Genomic DNA, 15,852 nt, shown 5'->3' on the forward strand with positions numbered 1-15,852 from the left:
CTGCGGGCCGGCGGCGCGAGCGCGGCGGGCCGGCGACGCGAGCACCGCGGGCCGACGGGGCCGAGCACCGCCCCGCTCAGCCCCGCTGCCCCCGCCGCCACGACAGCACCTGCCGCACCGTCACCTTCGACCCGTACTGCGCGACCGAGTGCCGGAACAGGTACTCGGCGAACCACAGCAGCAGCCCGGCGACGACGAACACCTCGACGATGCAGACCACCGACTCCGTCACGGTCAGGGCCCCGACGGCGTTCCGCACCATCGCGGTGATCGGCGTGAAGGTCGGGAAGTACGTGAAGAACTGCGCCACCGGCGACGTCGGCGTCGTCATCACGAAGAACGCCGCGTACAGGGGGATGATCAGCGCGAAGATCGCTGCCGACTGCAGGGCCGAGGCGTCCTTGATCGACGGCACCGCGGCCCCGACGGCGACGAACAGCCCCGATGCGAGCAGCACTCCGCCGACGAGCAACAGCGCCCCGGTCACCATCCGCCACGGGTCGATGGTCAGCCCGCCGAGCTGCGACGACAGCAGCGGCAGGGCGACGAGCAGTCCGACCAGTCCGGGCACGACGAACACGCTGACCTGCACGAAGCCGACGAGCAGCATCGCGATGACCTTGCCGCGGATCAGGTCGCCCGCGGTCACCGTGGTCAGGATCATCTCGGAGATCCGGTTCTCCTTCTCCTCGACCACGACGGTGACCATCCGGGCGGCGAGCAGGATGACGAGCCCGAAGAACGCGGCGACGAACAGGAACGGCGGCACGACGGACAACCAGCCCGGGGCGACCGTTCCGTCGGCGTAGGTGGTGACGTCGGTGGCGGGTGGGTTGCGGAGCAGCTGCACGGTCTCGGGGTCGTCGACCGATGCGGCGACGCTCTGCTCGAGCACCCGCTGGGCGAGCGACGAGTACACGCCGTTGGCGAAGAGCCCGCGGTCGGCGGCGTCGACCTGGATGGCCGTCGTGGACGGCGACGACGGGAACGCGATGAAGGCGTCGAGGTCGCCGGACTGCACGGCGGCGCGGTCTGCGGCGGCGCTGGTGGACGGTGTCCCGCCCCACTTCGCGGCGACGGACTCGGACACCAGGCCGGAATCGTCGACGTAGTGGAACGGTGTCTTCGTGGCCGACGACCCGGAAACCACCGAGTCCGTGCCGGCGGCCTGTCCGATGCCGACGAGCAGCGAGACCACCACGATGACGACCGGCAGCGCGAGGGTGCCGATCCAGAACGCGGGCTTCTTGACCGCACGGACGAACTCGAACCGGACGACCGTACCGAGGTTGCTCATGCCGCTGCCCCGTCGGTCGACGTCAAGGCCAGGGCGTCGTGCCCGTACACCTGCACGAAGATCTCGTCGAGCGGGATCCGGCGCATCTCGAACGCGGTGACGTGCACCCCGGCCGCGACGAGTTCCGCCAGGACGTCCGCACCGTCCGGGGCGGCGGCCTGCGTGGGGACGAGGTAGGCGACGTGCCCTTCGTGCCGGGCGAGCCGGTACAGCGGCGACTTCGGCACCGGGCCGTCGAGCCCGACGCGGGCGACCGCGCCGCCGAAGGCGTCCTGCACGTCGGGCACGGATCCGTAGGCGGCGGCCCGGCCGTCCTTGAGCAGCAGGATGCGGTCGCAGAGCCGCTCGACCTCGTCCATGTGGTGGGTCACGAGGACCACGGTCGCGCCGTCGGCCTTCCGTTCGTCGACCAGGTCGAGCAGGAGCCGCCGGTTCACCGGGTCGAGCCCCTTGGTCGGTTCGTCGAGGATGAGCAGCCGCGGCTGGTCCATGATCGTGATGCCGAGCTGCACCTTCTGCTGCTGCCCGCCGGACAGCTTGTCGACGCGCAGCTTCGCACGGTCGGCCAGCCCGACGCGCGCCAGGTAGTCCATGCTCCACGCGGTCGCTTCGGCGCCGCGCAGCCCGCGCAGACGCCCGAAGTAGGTCATCACGTCGATGACGGATTCCTTGCGGTACAGCCCGCGCTCTTCGGGCAGGTAGCCGATTCCGCCCGTGGCCGGCCGGTAGGGGCGACCGTCGATCGTCAGCGTCCCCGCCGTCGGCGTGGTGATGCCGAGCAGCGCACGGATCGTCGTGGTCTTGCCGGAGCCGTTGCTGCCGAGCAACCCGAACGTCTCACCGGGGGCGACGTCGAACGACAGCCCGTCGACCACGGTGCGGTCCCCGAACCGCATCACGAAGTCCTGCACGCCGATGCTCGCCCCGCTCATGCCGCGACCCTACCGGCAGCGGCTGACGTCTCGGATGCCGGTCGCGGCCCGAGATGGTGACCCCACGGCGGACGGGAGGCACGGTGCCTGCCTGCACCGCGCCTCCCGTCCGCCACCTGGTTCCGTCAGGAACGCAACCAGGCCGTCCCCACGCCCGACAGGGCGCCGTCGACCACCGGGGCCGAGGCGAGCAGCAGTTCCCCGGCCGGCAGCGCGAAGGGCTCGTCGCCGAAGACCGTCACGCTCGTCCATCCGTTCGGCCGACGGAACGCGAGCACGTCGTCGCGGCCGGTCTCGATCCACTCGAGCTGTTCCTCGGACTGCAGCTGGCCGCGCAGGCCGAGCGCCTTCCGGTACAGGTGCAGGGTGGAGTCGGGGTCGGCGTCCTCGGCCTCGACGCTGGAGTCGGCGAACCACGCCGGCTGTGGCAGGTGCGAGCCGCCCGGACCGAAGCCGAACGACGAGCCGGTGCGCGTCCACGGGATCGGCACGCGGCAGCCGTCACGGCCGACGTCGACGCCCGGGTTGCGGAAGAACGCCGGGTCCTGGCGGTCGGCGTCCGGGATGTCGCCGACCTCGTGCAGGCCGAGCTCCTCGCCCTGGTACAGGTAGGCGGAGCCGGGCAGGGCGAGTTCGAGCAGTGTGGCGGCCTGTGCGCGGCGCAGGCCGAGCGACCGGTCGAGCGCGTCCTGCGAGCCGCCGGCGAGCAGCCAGGCGCTGCCCTGCTTGTCGGTGCCGCCGGCGCGCGGCGGCAGGGCGTAGCGGGTGGCGTGCCGGACGACGTCGTGGTTGGAGAACACCCACGTGGTCGACGAGCCGGACTGCTCGGCGAGGCCGAGGTTGAACTCGATGATCGTGCGGAACTGGCCGGCGTCGAAGTCGGCCTCGAGCAGGTCGAAGTTGAACGCCTGACCGAGCCCCTCGGCGCTGGCGTAGCGGGCACGGCGGTGGGCGGGGACCCAGGCCTCGGCGACCGCGGTGCGGGCCGGCGTGTACTCGTTGAAGACCGTCCGCCACTCGGCGTAGATCTCGTGCACGTCGTCGCGGTCCCAGAGCGGGTGCGTGCCGTCCTTCGGCATCTCGGCGAGCTCGGCCCAGGTGGGCAGGGTCTCGCCCAGGTCCTTCGCCAGGCCGTGGGCCACGTCGATGCGGAACCCGTCGACGCCGCGGTCGGACCAGAAACGCAGGGTGTGCAGGAAGTCGTCGCGGACCTCGCGGTTCGCCCAGTTCAGGTCGGGCTGCTCCTTCGCGAAGCTGTGCAGGTACCACTGGCCGTCGCCGACGGCGGTCCAGGCCGGCCCGCCGAAGATCGAGATCCAGTCGGCGGGGGCGTCCTCGGCGGACGGTCCACTGCCGTCGCGGAACACGTAGCGGTCGCGGGCGGGGGAGCCCTTCGGCGCTGCGAGCGCCTCGCGGAACCACTCGTGCCGGTCGCTCGTGTGGTTCGGGACGACGTCGACGATCACCCGGATGCCCGCGGCGTGCAGTGCCTCGACCATCCGGTCGAAGTCGTCGAGGGTGCCGAGGCGCGGGTCGACGTCGCGGTAGTCGTCGACGTCGTAGCCGCCGTCGGCCAGGGCGGACGGGTAGAAGGGGCTGAGCCAGACGGCCTCGACGCCGAGTGAGGCCAGGTACGGCACCCGCTCGGTGATGCCGGGCAGGTCGCCGATGCCGTCGCCGTTCGCGTCGGCGAACGAGCGGGGGTAGATCTGGTAGACGCTGGCCTGGCGCCACCAGGTCTCGTCGTTCGTGGTGGCGGCGGGCTGGGCGAGGGTGTCGGTCACGTCGGGCCTTTCGTGGGTCGAGGGGTTCGTCGGGTTCGTGGGGTGTGTGTCGGTCACTTGATGGCGCCCTGCGTCACGCCCGCCATCACCCACCGCTGGGTGACGAGGTAGACGATGATCGCCGGGGCCATGGCCATCAGGTACGAGGCGAACGACACGTTGTAGTTGTTGCTGAACTGCGTCTGGAACATCTGCTGCAGCACCGGCAGGGTCTGCAAGCCCGGGTCGGAGGTGATCAAAGACGGCATCACGAAGTCGTTCCAGGACGCGAGGAACGCGAAGATGCCGACGGTGGCGCTCATCGGTGCCAGCAGCGGGAACACGAGTCGCCAGAACACCTGTCCCGTGCTCGCACCGTCGATGCGTGCACTCTCCTCCAGTTCCGCCGGGATCGAACGCAGGAAGGCCGTGAAGAGCAGCACGCTGAAGGACAGTTGGAACATGACGTGCAGGATCGCGACGCCGAGCGGGTTGTCCAGGTGCGCGAGCCCGGTGAGCTTCACCTGCGACAGCGCGAGCACCGGGAACGGCAGGAACATCGCGGCGAGCAGGTAGAAGAACGACCAGCGGAACAGCCGGCGGTCCCAGTTCCGGGCGATCGCGTAGGCCGTGAACGAGGCGAGCAGGATCGTGCCGACGACGGTGATCGCGGCGACGAACACCGAGACCCCGAACGCCCGGGGGAAGTCGGTCAGCTGCCACGCCTGCACGAAGCCGTCGACGCTGAACGGCGCCGGCAGCGAGAACGCGTTGCCGTCGACCGCCTGGCCGGTGGTCTTGAACGCCATCGTCAGGGTGACGTAGAGCGGCACGAGGACGGTCAGTGCGCAGAGGACGAGGACGACGGTGACGGGCCAGTTGGCGGTGCCGCCGCGCCGACCGGCGGATCGTCCGCCGGCGGATCGGTCGGCGTCGACGGACCGGATGCTGCCGGTCGCGGTGGTCCCCGGTCGCAGGGGTGCTTGCAGGGACATCAGAGCGCTGCCTTCCCGCGGGTCGCCCGCAGCTGGATCACGGCGATGACGACCGCGATGACGAAGAAGATCGTGGCGTTCGCCATCTGGTAGGCGTAGTCGCCGCCGTTGAAGCCCTTGAAGATCGACATCGCGACACTGGTGGTCGAGGTGCCGGGGCCGCCGTCGGTCAAGCCGACGATGATGTCGTACGAGTTCAGGAAGTTCTTGAACCCGATGACCAGGTTGATCAGGATGTAGCCCGCGGTCAGCGGTGCGGTGATCGAGACGAGTTGGCGCCAGGCACTGGCACCGTCGAGGGCCGCCGCCTCGTACACCTCGCCGGGGATCGAGAGCACCCCCGCGATGTAGATGAGGAGCGTCGAGGGGATCGCCTGCCACGCGGTGACGACCACGATCGCCAGCCAGGCCAGGTCGGGGTCCGCCAGGATGCTCTGCTCGAGCGGGCCGAACCCGATCGCCGTGGCGAAGGCCGGCAAGCTGTTCGCGAACAGGAACGAGAACACGTACGCGATGACGATGCCCGAGATCACCATGGGCAGCACGAAGACCGCGCGCAGGGCGATCTTGCCGCGGATCTTCGACGTCAGCGCGATGGCGAGCAGGAACGCGATCACGTTGACGACGATCACGGTGACGAGCGAGAACCCGAGCGTGAACAGGTACGCCTGCAGGATCGCCGGGTCGGAGAACACCGCGATGTAGTTGGTGAGCCCGGTGAAGCGGAACTCGCCGAAGCCGACGGAGTTCGTGAAGCTCAGCACGATGCCCATCACGGCCGGCAGCGTGATGGCGAGCGTGAAGAGCACCAGCGTGGGCAGCAGGAACGCCAGGAACAGTGGGTCGACGCGGGGCTTCCGGCGTCCGTCCCGCAGTCCCTTCCGTCGTCCGGCCTGGAGGCCCGGGGCGGCCCCGCCACGGCGGCGGCGGTCCGCCGTCGTGATCGATTCGGTGGTCGTGGTTGCCATTCGGACGTCTCCTTACGCGGCCGTGCGGAGCGCGAGACGCGCCCAGTCGGCGTCGAGGGTGCGGAGCTGGCGCTGCGGGTCGCCGCCGAAGGCGATCGACTGCGCGGAGTTCGCGACCGGGATCTCGGCGGGGATGAGCTGCGAGGCACCGAGGTAGAAGGCTGCGTCGTCGTAGTACGACTGCATGCCGCGCAGGGCGGGGTTCGACGCCGGGGGAGCGTCCTTGCGCACGCCGAAGCCGTTGTTGTCCGCGTTGTACTGGTCGTTGACCTTCGACTGCATCAGGAAGGTCAGGAACTCGCGGGCGGCCTCCTGCTTGCGCGACGCCTCCGGGATCCAGAGGGCCAGGTCGACGTTCACGCGCACCTTCCGGTCGGCCGGGTCGTCGGTGACGGGCAGCGGGAAGGTGCCGAGGTCCATGTCCTTGTTCGTCTTGGCGATCTCACCGAGCGCCCACGGTCCCTGCAGGTACATGCCCGCCTTGCCCTGGGCGAAGGCGAGGTTGCCGTCGCCGTACCCACGGCTCGCGGCGCCGTCCTGGTGCCAGGCGCGGAGTCGCACCATGCGCTCCATCGGCTCCCGCAGGTCGCGCTCGAACGAGACGGCCGATCCCGTGCCGACGTTCGTGCCCTCGCGCCGCAGGGCCTCGAAGGTCGCCGGGGTGTCGATCATGCCGCCGATCGAGTAGTCGAACATGCCCTGGGCGATCGTCCAGTTGTCCTTGAACGTGCCGTAGATCGGCGCGATGCCGGCCTTCGTCAGGCGCTCGCACACGTCGGCGAACTCGCTCCACGTCGTCGGGACCTCTATCCCCTGCTCCGCGAACAGTGCCTTGTTGTAGATCACCGACGCCGCGGTCACCGAGTAGGGCAGGGCGCTCTTCCGGCCGGGGTAGTCGGCGGTCTGCTCCATGAGCGGCCACAGGTCGGGGTTGATGGTGTCGGCCTGCGGCAGGTCGGACAGGTCCGTCAGCGCACCGTGCTCGACGAACGGCACGACCGAGAAGTTGTAGTTCCAGCAGCCGAGGTCCGGCGGTCGGTTCCGGACGAAGTTCGCGGACATGCTCGAGGTCGAGTCGCGGACGACCCGGATCTTCGACTGGGTCTGGTGGAACCGTGCGATGAGCTCGTCGAAGTAGCCGATGACCTCGGGCTTCGACACGTAGAACGTGATGGTCTCCGGCCTGGCGCTCGAGGACCCGATCGGGGCGCACCCGGCGAGCGCGAGGCCCGCCCCGATGCCGCCCGCTCCCAGCAGGAACCCGCGTCGGCTGACCGAGGCTGCGTTCCTGGCGGTGGCGTGTGCTTGCACGTCGTCTCCGTCCGGCCGGACCCGGCGTCCCTGCCGTTCCGTCCCGCGAGCGGCTCCGATGCTGCCCGCGTAACTAAATCTAGCGAGAAAATCTAATTCCGCAAGGAACTCGTCGCACGATAGGGTCACGGCATGCCGCCGCCCCGTGGAACGAGCGCAGAGACGCTGCTCGCGTACGCCTTCGACTCCGCGGCGTTCACCGCGACCGAGGCGATCGACGCCACCGGGCTGACCCGGTCGACCGTCCTGGGTGCGGCCGAGGAACTCGTCCGGCTCGGCTGGCTCCGCGAGCTCGACGACGCCCGTGCCGCGGGGGAGTACCGGATGGGACGCCCCGCCCGGCGCTACGAACTCGACACCGTCGCCGGGGTCGTCGTCGGCGTGGACGCCGGCCAGCACCGGGTCACCACCTTCGTCGCCGACCTGCGCGGCACCGTCCTGGGCCGTGCCGAGGGGGCGCTCGGTGCATCTGGCCTCGACGTGCCCGTGCGGCTCCGGGTCATCGCCGACACCGTGGCCGCTGCGCTCGCTTCGGCAGGCGTCGACCGCACCCGGGTCCTGGTCACCGTCGTGGGTGTCCCCGCACCGGTCGACGCCGCCGGTGCCTCGCCCGACGACGGCGGCTTCTGGGTCCGGATGAACCCGGGGTTCGACGGCACCGTGCCGGGCGGGCGGGTGCTCGTCGAGAACGATGCGAACCTCGCCGCGCTCGCCGAACGGCCGTCCTCGGGTGACGCGTCCTTCGCGGCGCTGCTGTCCGGCGAACGCTACGGCGCTGGCCTCGTCGTCGACGGGGTCCTGCTGCGCGGCGCCCACGGCGGAGCGGGGGAGATGCGGGTGCTCGAGCTCGTCGAGGGCGTCGGTTCGTCCGCCGGCATCGGCGCCGTCGCCCGAACCTTCGTGGCCGACGCCGTCGCCGCGGGGCGCATCCCCGCGGACGCCGCGCTCGCCGCGGACGCCGCACTGGTGTTCGCGGCCGCACGGAGCGGTGATCCGGTCGCGCGCACCATCGTCGACCGCCTGGGCGACCGCCTGGCCCGGGTCTGCGTCCTGCTCGCGAGCCTGCTCGACATCGACCGCGTGGTGGTCGCCGGCGCCATCGCCCAACCGGCGGTCGCCGTCATCGACCGCGCGCGCGACCTGCTCGCCGAGGGGCACTTCGACCCGGTGCCCGAACTCGTCGCGTCGTCGCTCGGCGCCGACGTCGTCGTGATCGGGGCCGTGGCCCACGCGGTCGACGCGGTGCGGGCCGACCCGCTGTCCTTTCCGCTGCTCAGCCGGGCAGCGGCACCTCGTGGTCCCGGTCCCACGGTTCCGTCCAACCGAGTCGGTCGAACAGTGCATCCAGCAGCATCGCGGTGAAGCCCCACACCAGGTGTTCGTCGCCGTCGGCCTCGATGGTGAACGCTGCTCCGCGCCACTCCTGACCACCGCGGCGGATCACTGTCACGCCGCGGTTCGCCGGGTCGAGCAGATCGGCAACCGGTACCCGGAACACCGCGGCCGACTCGTGCTCGTCGACGACGTGGATCGGTGACGGGTCCCGCCACCAGCCGATGACCGGCTGGACCAGGTGGTTCGAGAACGCCAGCGGTACGGCGGGCAGGGGGCCGAGCACCTCGACGCCAGCGGGATCGAGGCCCGTCTCCTCCTGCGCCTCGCGCAGTGCGGCGGCGACGGCGTCCACGTCGCCCGGGTCGATGCGCCCGCCGGGGAACGCGACCTCGCCGGCGTGGGCGCGCAGGGTCGTGGCCCGGGCGAGGAGCAGGACGTCGAGGTCGCGCGGGACCCCGGGTGCCGTCGCGGGTCGGTCGCTCGGGATGCGATCGAGGACGCCGAAGAGCATCAGGACGGCCGCCCGTCGCGGGGTGGACGTCCCGCCGGGTTCGCCGATCGGCCCGGCGTCGCCCCAGCCGTCCGCAGCGACCGCGGCGAGTGCTGCCCGTGCTGATCCGTCGTGCGTCACCCGTTCACCATAGATGCGGCCACCGGGAGCTCCGGTGGCGCTGGCGCGCCGGACCCTTCACTGGGGATTGTTCGGGCGTCTCCTGGGAGCGGGGCAGGTGGGAACTGTGGGAACCGGAAGCGCCTCGGTGCCCCGTTCGCAGCGGGCCACCGCCACGATGGCAACGTCCGCCGGGAGGCCCCATGTTCCACGATCTGCTCCGACCCCTGTTCCACATCGCCGTCGTCGCACCGTCCGTGCTCGTCCCGGTCGACGTCATCGCGGTGCTCCTCACCGTCGCCGCGCTCCTGCCCGCGTTCGGTCGTCGCTCCCGGCACCCGGTCCGGGGCCTGGTCTGGCGGCTCGGCGCCATGGCCGTCGGAGCCGTGCTCGGCTTGGTCGCGGTGTGGTGGTTCGGCGACGTGCAGGACCTGTACGGGGTGTCGTTCACGCCGGTCACCCGGATGTGGGTGGCCCTGGCCTTCGGCGGTGTCGGCCTGCTCGTCGTGGTCGTCGTCCAGGGCGGCTGGCTGCGCCGCGTCCTCGGCCTGCTCGCGGCGGTGGCGGTGGCGCTGGCCGCCGTCCTCGGCGTCAACGTCGACTTCGGCGCGTACCGCACGATCGAGCAGGCCGTGACGACGGATCCGTACCCATCCGGTCCGCTGGGACACGAGACGGGGGTGGGGCGCGCCTCCAGTCCGGTGGTGGACCCGGCCACCTGGCGGGCACCCGCCGGCATGCCGCGGCGTGGGAAGGTGCTCTCCGTCGACATCCCGTCGACCGTCTCCCACTTCCACGCACGGCCGGCGGTCGTGTACCTGCCGCCCGCAGCACTGACCGAACGACCGCCGACCCTGCCCGTCCTGATCAGCCTCGCCGGGCAACCCGGCCAGCCGAGCGACATGTTCCAGGCCGGCCGGCTCGGCGCGGTGATGGACGCCTTCGCTGCGGCACACCACGGGCTCGCCCCGATCGTCGTCGCACCCGACCAGCTCGGAGCGCCGGACCGCAACCCGATGTGCGTCGACTCGTCCCTCGGCCGCTCCGCGACGTACATCATGACCGACACCACGAACTGGATCCGGCAGCACCTGCGCGTCGGAGCGTCCCCCTCCGCCTGGGGCATCGTCGGGTTCTCGCAGGGCGCGACGTGCGCCATGCAGTTCTCCACCGCACACCCCGGCGTGTTCGGCACGACCTTCGCCATCTCGAGCGAGCTCGCACCCCTGAACGGCTCCGTCCAGCACAGCATCCAGTACGGGTTCGGCGGCTCGGCCTCGCGGTACGCCGCAGCGGCACCGCGGGCGATCATGCGTGCGCACGGTCCCTACCCCGGGCACCTGACGGTGTTCGCCTACGGCAGCGACGACGCCCCCTACGTCGCGTCGACCAGGGCACTCCGCGCCGCCGCGAACGCCGCCGGCATGCAGACCCGGCTGTTCGTGTCCGAGGGCTCCGCCCATGACTGGAACACCGTCCGCTACGCCCTGCGCGTCGGGATGCCCGGCGTCATCGCGCACCTGGGCCTCCGGTGAACGCGATGGCCGCGGCCTTCGCGTGGGCGAGACCGAAGCGTCTCGTGCCGGTGGCCCGTCGGTACCCGCTGACGAGCGTCGTCTCGGCCCTGACGGTCGTCGCCGGCATCGCCGCCGTGGTGCTCCGCTGCATCGGTGCGCACGACGGCCGGACGCCCGACTCCCTGGGCGGGACGATGGGTCCGCTCGGCGTGGTCGCGGTGACGAGCAGCGTCGTCGGGTTCCTCGTCACCTTCGTCGCCGTCGTGGTGTGCACCGGGGCGTCCGAACGGCTGCTCGGCTGGCGGCGCACCCTGCTCGCGATGGTCGTCACGACCGTCGTGGGGACCGGCCTCGGCGCCGTGCTGCAGCTGTTCGACGGCGCCCCGGCGAACCGCGGTTTCCTCGTGCACCTGGGGCACGTCGGACCCTGGACGTGGATCGTCGGCACCATCGTCACCGCGAGCGCGTTCGCCGGCGCCCTGTGGCGACGCCGGATCCGGGTCGTGTCGATCGCCGTCGTCGCGGCACTGCTGCTCTACGCCGGACACGCGTCCGACCTGCACACGGCGCTCGCCCTGGTCGTCGGCCTGGTGCTCGGTCGCGTGCTGCGACGGTCCCCGGTGCGGAGCGGCTGGACGCGGAGCTCCTCACGCGAGACCCGGGTGCTGCTGGTGGCCGCGGTGACGGTGTCGGCGGTCGGACCCGTGCTCGCGCTCGTCACCGGCGCACAGTTCGGACTGCTCGCCCCGCTCGCCGTGGTGCTCGACACCGGGCCGACCGGGAGGATGCCGCACTGCTCGGTGACCGGGGTGACCGCCAGCTGTGTCCGGGCGCTCGCCGCGGTGCACCCGCACGGCCCGTTCCAGTCACTGCTGGCCGTGATGCCGCTCGTGGTCCTGGCGGTCGGCGCCGTGGGACTCCGGCGTGGCAGCCGGTTCGCGCTGTGGCTCGTGGTGACCGTCGACCTGATCACCGGCATCGCGACCGCCGTGTCGTACGGGGTGCTGCCCGAGCGGCACCACGCCGTCGTGCAGCGTCTGGCATCGGACCACCTCGCGGTCTCGCTCTCGCTCGTCGCATCGGTGTTGGTGCCGATCGCCACCGCCGTGGTGCTCGTCCTGCGCCGCGCCGACTTCCCGGTCCGGACCGACCGGCGACGACTGCTGACCTTCGCGATCACGGTCGCCGGCTCGGCCCTGGTGCTCGCGGTCGTCGTCGTCGGCGTCGCCGTTGCCTCGGGCGACAGCGTGCGGGAGCCCCTGCACCTGGCGCTCGCCGTGCTCGGCCCGATCGCCCCCGTGACCCTGCCCACACACCTGGCACTGGCCGAGCCGGCGCTGCGGTTCGTCGTGGGCATCTCGGGCCCACTCCTGTGGCTCGCGGTGGCGATCGCCGCGGTCCGGCCGACCGGTGCCGGACGCTCGGACAGTGACCTCGACGGGCAGGACGCCGACCGGGTGGCCGCTCGTGCCCTGCTGGTCGCGGGCGGTGGCGACACCTTCGGGTGGATGACGACCTGGCCCGGCAACGAGTACTGGTTCACCGAGGACGGCCGCGCCGGGGTCGCGTACCACCGCACCGGCAGCGTCGCCGTGACGACCGGCGGCCCCTTCGGCCACGAGGACGCCCGGCTCGCAGCACTCGAGGGCTTCGCACGGGCTGCGGACGACCACGGTTGGACGCCCGTCTTCTACGGCATCGACGCCACCCTCGGTGCTGCACTCGCACGACTGGGCTGGACGACCCTTCCCGTGGCCGAGGACGCCGACCTCGACCCGCGCACCTGGACGACCACGGGCAAGCGCAAGCAAGACGTCCGCACGGCCGTCAACAAAGCCGCACGCTCCGGCACCACCGCGCTCTGGTCGGACTGGGCCTCGCTGCCCGGCTCGGTCACCCGCCAGATCGAGGCGATCTCGGAGGAGTGGGTCGCAGAGCGCGAACTGCCCGAGATGGGGTTCACCCTGGGCGGGATCGACGAGATGCGCGACCCCGCCGTCCGCACGCTCGTCGCACTGGGCGAGGACGGCACCGTGCTCGCCGTCACCAGCTGGCTGCCCGCCCACCGCGCCGGCCAGGTGGTCGGCTGGACGCTCGACGTGATGCGCCGCGCCCCGGACGCCCCGAACGGCGTCATGGAGTTCCTGGTCGCGAGTGCGGTCGACCGGATGCGCGCCGACGGGGCCGAGCGGCTCAGCCTGTCCGCGGCACCGCTCGCGTCCTCGGCGGAACCGCAGACCGGCGGCCGGAGCGGCGTCGAATCGGTCCTCGACGTCGTCGGCGGAGCCCTCGAACCGGTCTACGGGTTCCGCTCCCTGCTGCGCTTCAAGGCGAAGTTCGGCCCCGACCTGCACCCACTGGTGATGGCGTACCCGGACCCGGTGGCGCTGCCCACGATCGGCGTCGCCATCGTCCGCACCTACCTGCCGGGGCTGTCGCTCCGCCAGGCGGTGGCGATCATGCGCGAACGGCGTCCGGCGCCCGCAGCCCGGGCCGAGCAGCCAGCCGCGCGCGTCGGCTGAACCGGACGGCTCCCCAGCGCCGTCGGTACGTTCGGTGCATGGGAACCGAACGCGCCGACGGACCGGCGGTGGACGAGCACGATCCGTACGAACGTCGCCCCGGCTACGTCACGAGCGTCGACGGCCGGACCGACCGGATGACCACGGACATGTTCGCGGGCGTCGTGGTCGGGTTCGTCCTGCTGCTCGTCTTCGGGTTCTTCCAGCTCGTCGAGTGGATCGCGATCGGAGCGGCCGTCGTCATCGGTGCGGCGGTGTGGTTGGTCCTGCGCAGCCGTCGACGGCGTGCAGATCGTCGCGCGGGTCGGTCCCCCGACGCCGTCCCACGTGCACGTGACCGCGCCATCGCCGAGGCGAACGGTGGCCGCCACTTCTTCGTCGCCCAGAACCCGGTCGTCGTCATCGTGATGGGCGCGATCTTCATCGCTGTTGCGGTCGCCCCACTGCTGTTCGGCGGGTTCTCCGTCGGCCGGATCGTGACCGGGGTCATCGTCGTCGCGAGCGGCGTCCTGTGCATCGTGCAGGGGATCGGCACGCTGCGGGTGCGCCGCCGGGAGCGCAGCGGCGGCTGAACCGCGGTCGGCGGCCCGCCCGAAGTGGGCGCATCGGCGTGGCCCGAAGGCCAATAAGCTCACTTCCGTGACTGCAGTGCAGACCGGTCGACGCTTCGGCGCGACCCGAGGCGAATTCGCGCTCCTGATGACCGTGACCGTCGTCCTCGGACTCGTGTTCCCGGCAGGCGGGCTGCTCGCCGCCTTCGGCTCGCTGCTGACCGGCGTCCGCGACGACCGTCGCCGCGTCCGCGCCCTGTTCATCGTCGGCCTGGGCATGTTGGTGCTACAGGTGGCGTTCGTCGCCGTCGCACTCTGGGGCCCGGTGCAGGTGTGCAACTCGACGAACGGCAGCCCCGAGACCTGCCAGACGTACTGGCCCTGGGAAGGCTGACGCGTCTTCGACGCGACCACAGGGCGGCCGGGAGGCCCGGTGCCAGCTGGCACCGTCCCTCCAGGCACGGCCGTCGCCCCGCTGGCGCGGTGCGCCGGTACCGGCGGGTGGGGCCCACCTCCCGGCACGGCCGTCGCCCCGCTGGCGCGGTGCGCCGGTACCGGCTGACCCGGCCGACACCGTGTCAGGATCGGCCGTCGCACGACATCTCTCAGTGAGCGACCCTGCTCCCACCGAAGGTGAGAACCGATGAACACACGAACCCGCTTCAGCGTCACCGCGGTGGCTGCCTGCGTCGTGGTCGCCGCCCTCAGCGGTTGTGCTGCGAGCACCCCGACTCCGGCGCCGTCCGCCACCACGGCGATGACCGGGGACAAGACCCCGCTCCCGTCCCCGTCCCCGACCGCGACGGACGCCGCGACCACGGACGACCAGACTCCGTCGACGTCCCCGTCGAAGGAGCCCGGGACGTCGGCGCTCGCGCAGCACATCTACGACGAGTGCAGCAAGGGGGCCGCGGACGCGGGCGTCACCCTGACCTTCACGGACGACCCGTCGGGGTACCCGGGCAGCGACGGGACCTACCAGCTCGTCTACCCCTTCACCTTCGACGACGGGCACACCGATCCGTACGCCGTCTACAACTGCACGCTCACCGACGACACGGTGGACTCCTCGTACGTCAGCAGCGGGATGACCGACAGCCACTGACCTGCCAGGGTGCATACGTTGCCGGACCGTGGCCCGGTGGGGCGTTTCGGTGGGTCATGCTCGTCCTGTGCAGAAGCGCCTCGTCATCACCGCCGTCGGACTCGTGCTGGTCGTGCTTCCGCTCCTGTCGGGGTGCAGCCGGCAGCCGGCGGATCCCATCGCGTCGGCCAGAACCCTCGCCGACGCACCGGACTGGGTCAGCACGCCGACCGGCACAGATCGCGGCGAAGTGGAGCTCGAGACCGACGGCGCGCTCCCGGCCGAGAGTCTGCAGTGCCTGACGGACGCGAGCGGAGCCGGCGACGTGGCGTCACTCGCCTGGGTACGGCGGACGACCGAGGGCGATCCGACCCCGTACTTCGTCCAGACGGACGGGGCAGGGGCGACGATCGCGTCGACGGCGGCCTACGACACCTACGGCCAGGGCGGGTGGCACGAGTACGGGTGCCCGGACATCGCAGCGTTGCCGGGCTGCTCGGACGAGGCAGATCGGTAGCTGATCGGCTGCCCGGACAACGCCCGCTGGCCTGCCCGTCGAGTGCGCCGAGACGGTGCCCGCACAGTGGGTCCGACGAGCGGAGCGATCTGAACACCGTGTGAACGACCAAACCGGTCACCACGGTGGCCCCGAACGACTCCACGGTGGCCGAAGTCCGGCCGCCGACAGTCGACGAGGAGCTTCCCGTGAAGAAGAACACCCGCATCCTGAGCACCGCGACCATCGCCGTGGCGCTGACGCTCGGCGGTCTCGCAACGAACGCGACCGCTGCGAACGCCGCCGAGGACACCTCCACGAACGCGACGTCCCCGGCACTCATCCAGGGCCCCCTCGTCCAGGGCCCGCTCATCGACATCGGCGGGATCCTCGACTCGCTCCGCATCGGTCAGTTCCAGTAGCGCCCAGAGGAACCGGAACCAGCGGAACCGCGATCCGGCCCGGTAGCGG

The 15,852-nt window shown here is 71.6% G+C and carries 15 protein-coding genes; 8 read left to right on the plus strand and 7 right to left on the minus strand.

The features are described 5' to 3' along the window. Nucleotides 1-76 precede the first annotated feature (76 nt). From QRN30_RS09395 to QRN30_RS09420, 6 genes are all read right to left on the minus strand, one after another. Nucleotides 77-1,297: an ABC transporter permease gene (locus QRN30_RS09395; RefSeq protein WP_259494041.1), complete on the minus strand. Its 1,221-nt coding sequence runs from the start codon at nucleotides 1,295-1,297 to the stop codon at nucleotides 77-79. Then, on the minus strand, nucleotides 1,294-2,229 hold the full coding sequence (locus QRN30_RS09400; RefSeq protein WP_017888417.1) for an ABC transporter ATP-binding protein: 936 nt from the start codon (nucleotides 2,227-2,229) through the stop codon (nucleotides 1,294-1,296). Before QRN30_RS09400 ends, QRN30_RS09395 begins: the two co-directional genes overlap by 4 nt. 125 nt (nucleotides 2,230-2,354) lie before the next feature. Next, nucleotides 2,355-4,013 carry a glycoside hydrolase family 13 protein gene (locus tag QRN30_RS09405; protein WP_284760963.1) on the minus strand — a complete coding sequence of 553 codons (1,659 nt, stop codon included), beginning with the start codon at nucleotides 4,011-4,013 and terminating at the stop codon, nucleotides 2,355-2,357. Between the two features lie 53 nt (nucleotides 4,014-4,066). Beyond that, nucleotides 4,067-4,987, minus strand: a complete 921-nt coding sequence (locus QRN30_RS09410) for a carbohydrate ABC transporter permease (RefSeq protein WP_017888419.1) — start codon at nucleotides 4,985-4,987, stop codon at nucleotides 4,067-4,069. Next, a complete protein-coding gene (locus QRN30_RS09415) occupies nucleotides 4,987-5,955 on the minus strand; it encodes a carbohydrate ABC transporter permease (RefSeq protein WP_042538224.1) in 969 nt (322 codons plus the stop codon). Before QRN30_RS09415 ends, QRN30_RS09410 begins: the two co-directional genes overlap by 1 nt. A 12-nt stretch (nucleotides 5,956-5,967) precedes the next feature. After that, nucleotides 5,968-7,266 (minus strand): ABC transporter substrate-binding protein, encoded by a 1,299-nt coding sequence (locus QRN30_RS09420; protein WP_042538221.1) that lies wholly within the window; start codon nucleotides 7,264-7,266, stop codon nucleotides 5,968-5,970. A 132-nt stretch (nucleotides 7,267-7,398) separates the two neighbouring features. Here QRN30_RS09420 and QRN30_RS09425 point away from each other — a divergent pair, with 132 nt between their 5' ends. After that, nucleotides 7,399-8,628 carry an ROK family protein gene (locus QRN30_RS09425; protein ID WP_082046856.1) on the plus strand — a complete coding sequence of 410 codons (1,230 nt, stop codon included), beginning with the start codon at nucleotides 7,399-7,401 and terminating at the stop codon, nucleotides 8,626-8,628. Here QRN30_RS09425 and QRN30_RS09430 read toward each other — a convergent pair. Further along, nucleotides 8,540-9,232 carry an NUDIX hydrolase gene (locus QRN30_RS09430; protein ID WP_502869533.1) on the minus strand — a complete coding sequence of 231 codons (693 nt, stop codon included), beginning with the start codon at nucleotides 9,230-9,232 and terminating at the stop codon, nucleotides 8,540-8,542. The genes QRN30_RS09425 and QRN30_RS09430 overlap by 89 nt on opposite strands. 182 nt (nucleotides 9,233-9,414) lie before the next feature. On the opposite strand from QRN30_RS09430, the gene QRN30_RS09435 reads away from it, so the two are divergent. The 7 genes from QRN30_RS09435 (at nucleotide 9,415) to QRN30_RS09465 (ending at nucleotide 15,803) form a co-directional block, all read left to right on the plus strand. Then, entirely contained in the window at nucleotides 9,415-10,746 is a 1,332-nt protein-coding gene (locus tag QRN30_RS09435; protein ID WP_017888425.1) for an alpha/beta hydrolase, read from the plus strand. Between the two features lie 5 nt (nucleotides 10,747-10,751). After that, nucleotides 10,752-13,250 (plus strand): bifunctional lysylphosphatidylglycerol flippase/synthetase MprF, encoded by a 2,499-nt coding sequence (locus tag QRN30_RS09440; protein ID WP_284760967.1) that lies wholly within the window; start codon nucleotides 10,752-10,754, stop codon nucleotides 13,248-13,250. A 38-nt stretch (nucleotides 13,251-13,288) separates the two neighbouring features. After that, the gene (locus tag QRN30_RS09445) at nucleotides 13,289-13,822 is read left to right on the plus strand and encodes a hypothetical protein (protein ID WP_017888427.1); all 534 of its coding nucleotides are present in this window, start codon (nucleotides 13,289-13,291) and stop codon (nucleotides 13,820-13,822) included. Nucleotides 13,823-13,889: 67 nt separating this feature from the next. After that, nucleotides 13,890-14,195, plus strand: a complete 306-nt coding sequence (locus tag QRN30_RS09450; protein ID WP_284760968.1) for a hypothetical protein — start codon at nucleotides 13,890-13,892, stop codon at nucleotides 14,193-14,195. Between the two features lie 249 nt (nucleotides 14,196-14,444). Then, nucleotides 14,445-14,906 (plus strand): hypothetical protein, encoded by a 462-nt coding sequence (locus QRN30_RS09455; RefSeq protein ID WP_017888429.1) that lies wholly within the window; start codon nucleotides 14,445-14,447, stop codon nucleotides 14,904-14,906. 67 nt (nucleotides 14,907-14,973) lie between these two features. After that, on the plus strand, nucleotides 14,974-15,402 hold the full coding sequence (locus tag QRN30_RS09460; protein WP_284760969.1) for a hypothetical protein: 429 nt from the start codon (nucleotides 14,974-14,976) through the stop codon (nucleotides 15,400-15,402). Between the two features lie 188 nt (nucleotides 15,403-15,590). Further along, nucleotides 15,591-15,803, plus strand: coding sequence for a hypothetical protein (locus QRN30_RS09465; protein WP_139179817.1), 213 nt, complete (start codon nucleotides 15,591-15,593; stop codon nucleotides 15,801-15,803). Nucleotides 15,804-15,852 lie beyond the last annotated feature (49 nt).

This window comes from Curtobacterium sp. MEB011, assembly GCF_030209655.1.
Taxonomy (GTDB): Bacteria; Actinomycetota; Actinomycetes; order Actinomycetales; family Microbacteriaceae; genus Curtobacterium; species Curtobacterium poinsettiae.

Bases quoted from the DNA above. Each gene is read 5' to 3' on its own strand.
- QRN30_RS09455 (WP_017888429.1), top strand. From the start codon at position 14,445: ATGAACACACGAACCCGCTTCAGCGTCACCGCGGTGGCTGCCTGCGTC.
- QRN30_RS09440 (WP_284760967.1), top strand. From the start codon at position 10,752: ATGGCCGCGGCCTTCGCGTGGGCGAGACCGAAGCGTCTCGTGCCGGTG.
- QRN30_RS09400 (WP_017888417.1), bottom strand. From the start codon at position 2,229: ATGAGCGGGGCGAGCATCGGCGTGCAGGACTTCGTGATGCGGTTCGGG.
- QRN30_RS09445 (WP_017888427.1), top strand. From the start codon at position 13,289: ATGGGAACCGAACGCGCCGACGGACCGGCGGTGGACGAGCACGATCCG.
- QRN30_RS09415 (WP_042538224.1), bottom strand. From the start codon at position 5,955: ATGGCAACCACGACCACCGAATCGATCACGACGGCGGACCGCCGCCGC.
- QRN30_RS09395 (WP_259494041.1), bottom strand. From the start codon at position 1,297: ATGAGCAACCTCGGTACGGTCGTCCGGTTCGAGTTCGTCCGTGCGGTC.
- QRN30_RS09410 (WP_017888419.1), bottom strand. From the start codon at position 4,987: ATGTCCCTGCAAGCACCCCTGCGACCGGGGACCACCGCGACCGGCAGC.
- QRN30_RS09435 (WP_017888425.1), top strand. From the start codon at position 9,415: ATGTTCCACGATCTGCTCCGACCCCTGTTCCACATCGCCGTCGTCGCA.
- QRN30_RS09425 (WP_082046856.1), top strand. From the start codon at position 7,399: ATGCCGCCGCCCCGTGGAACGAGCGCAGAGACGCTGCTCGCGTACGCC.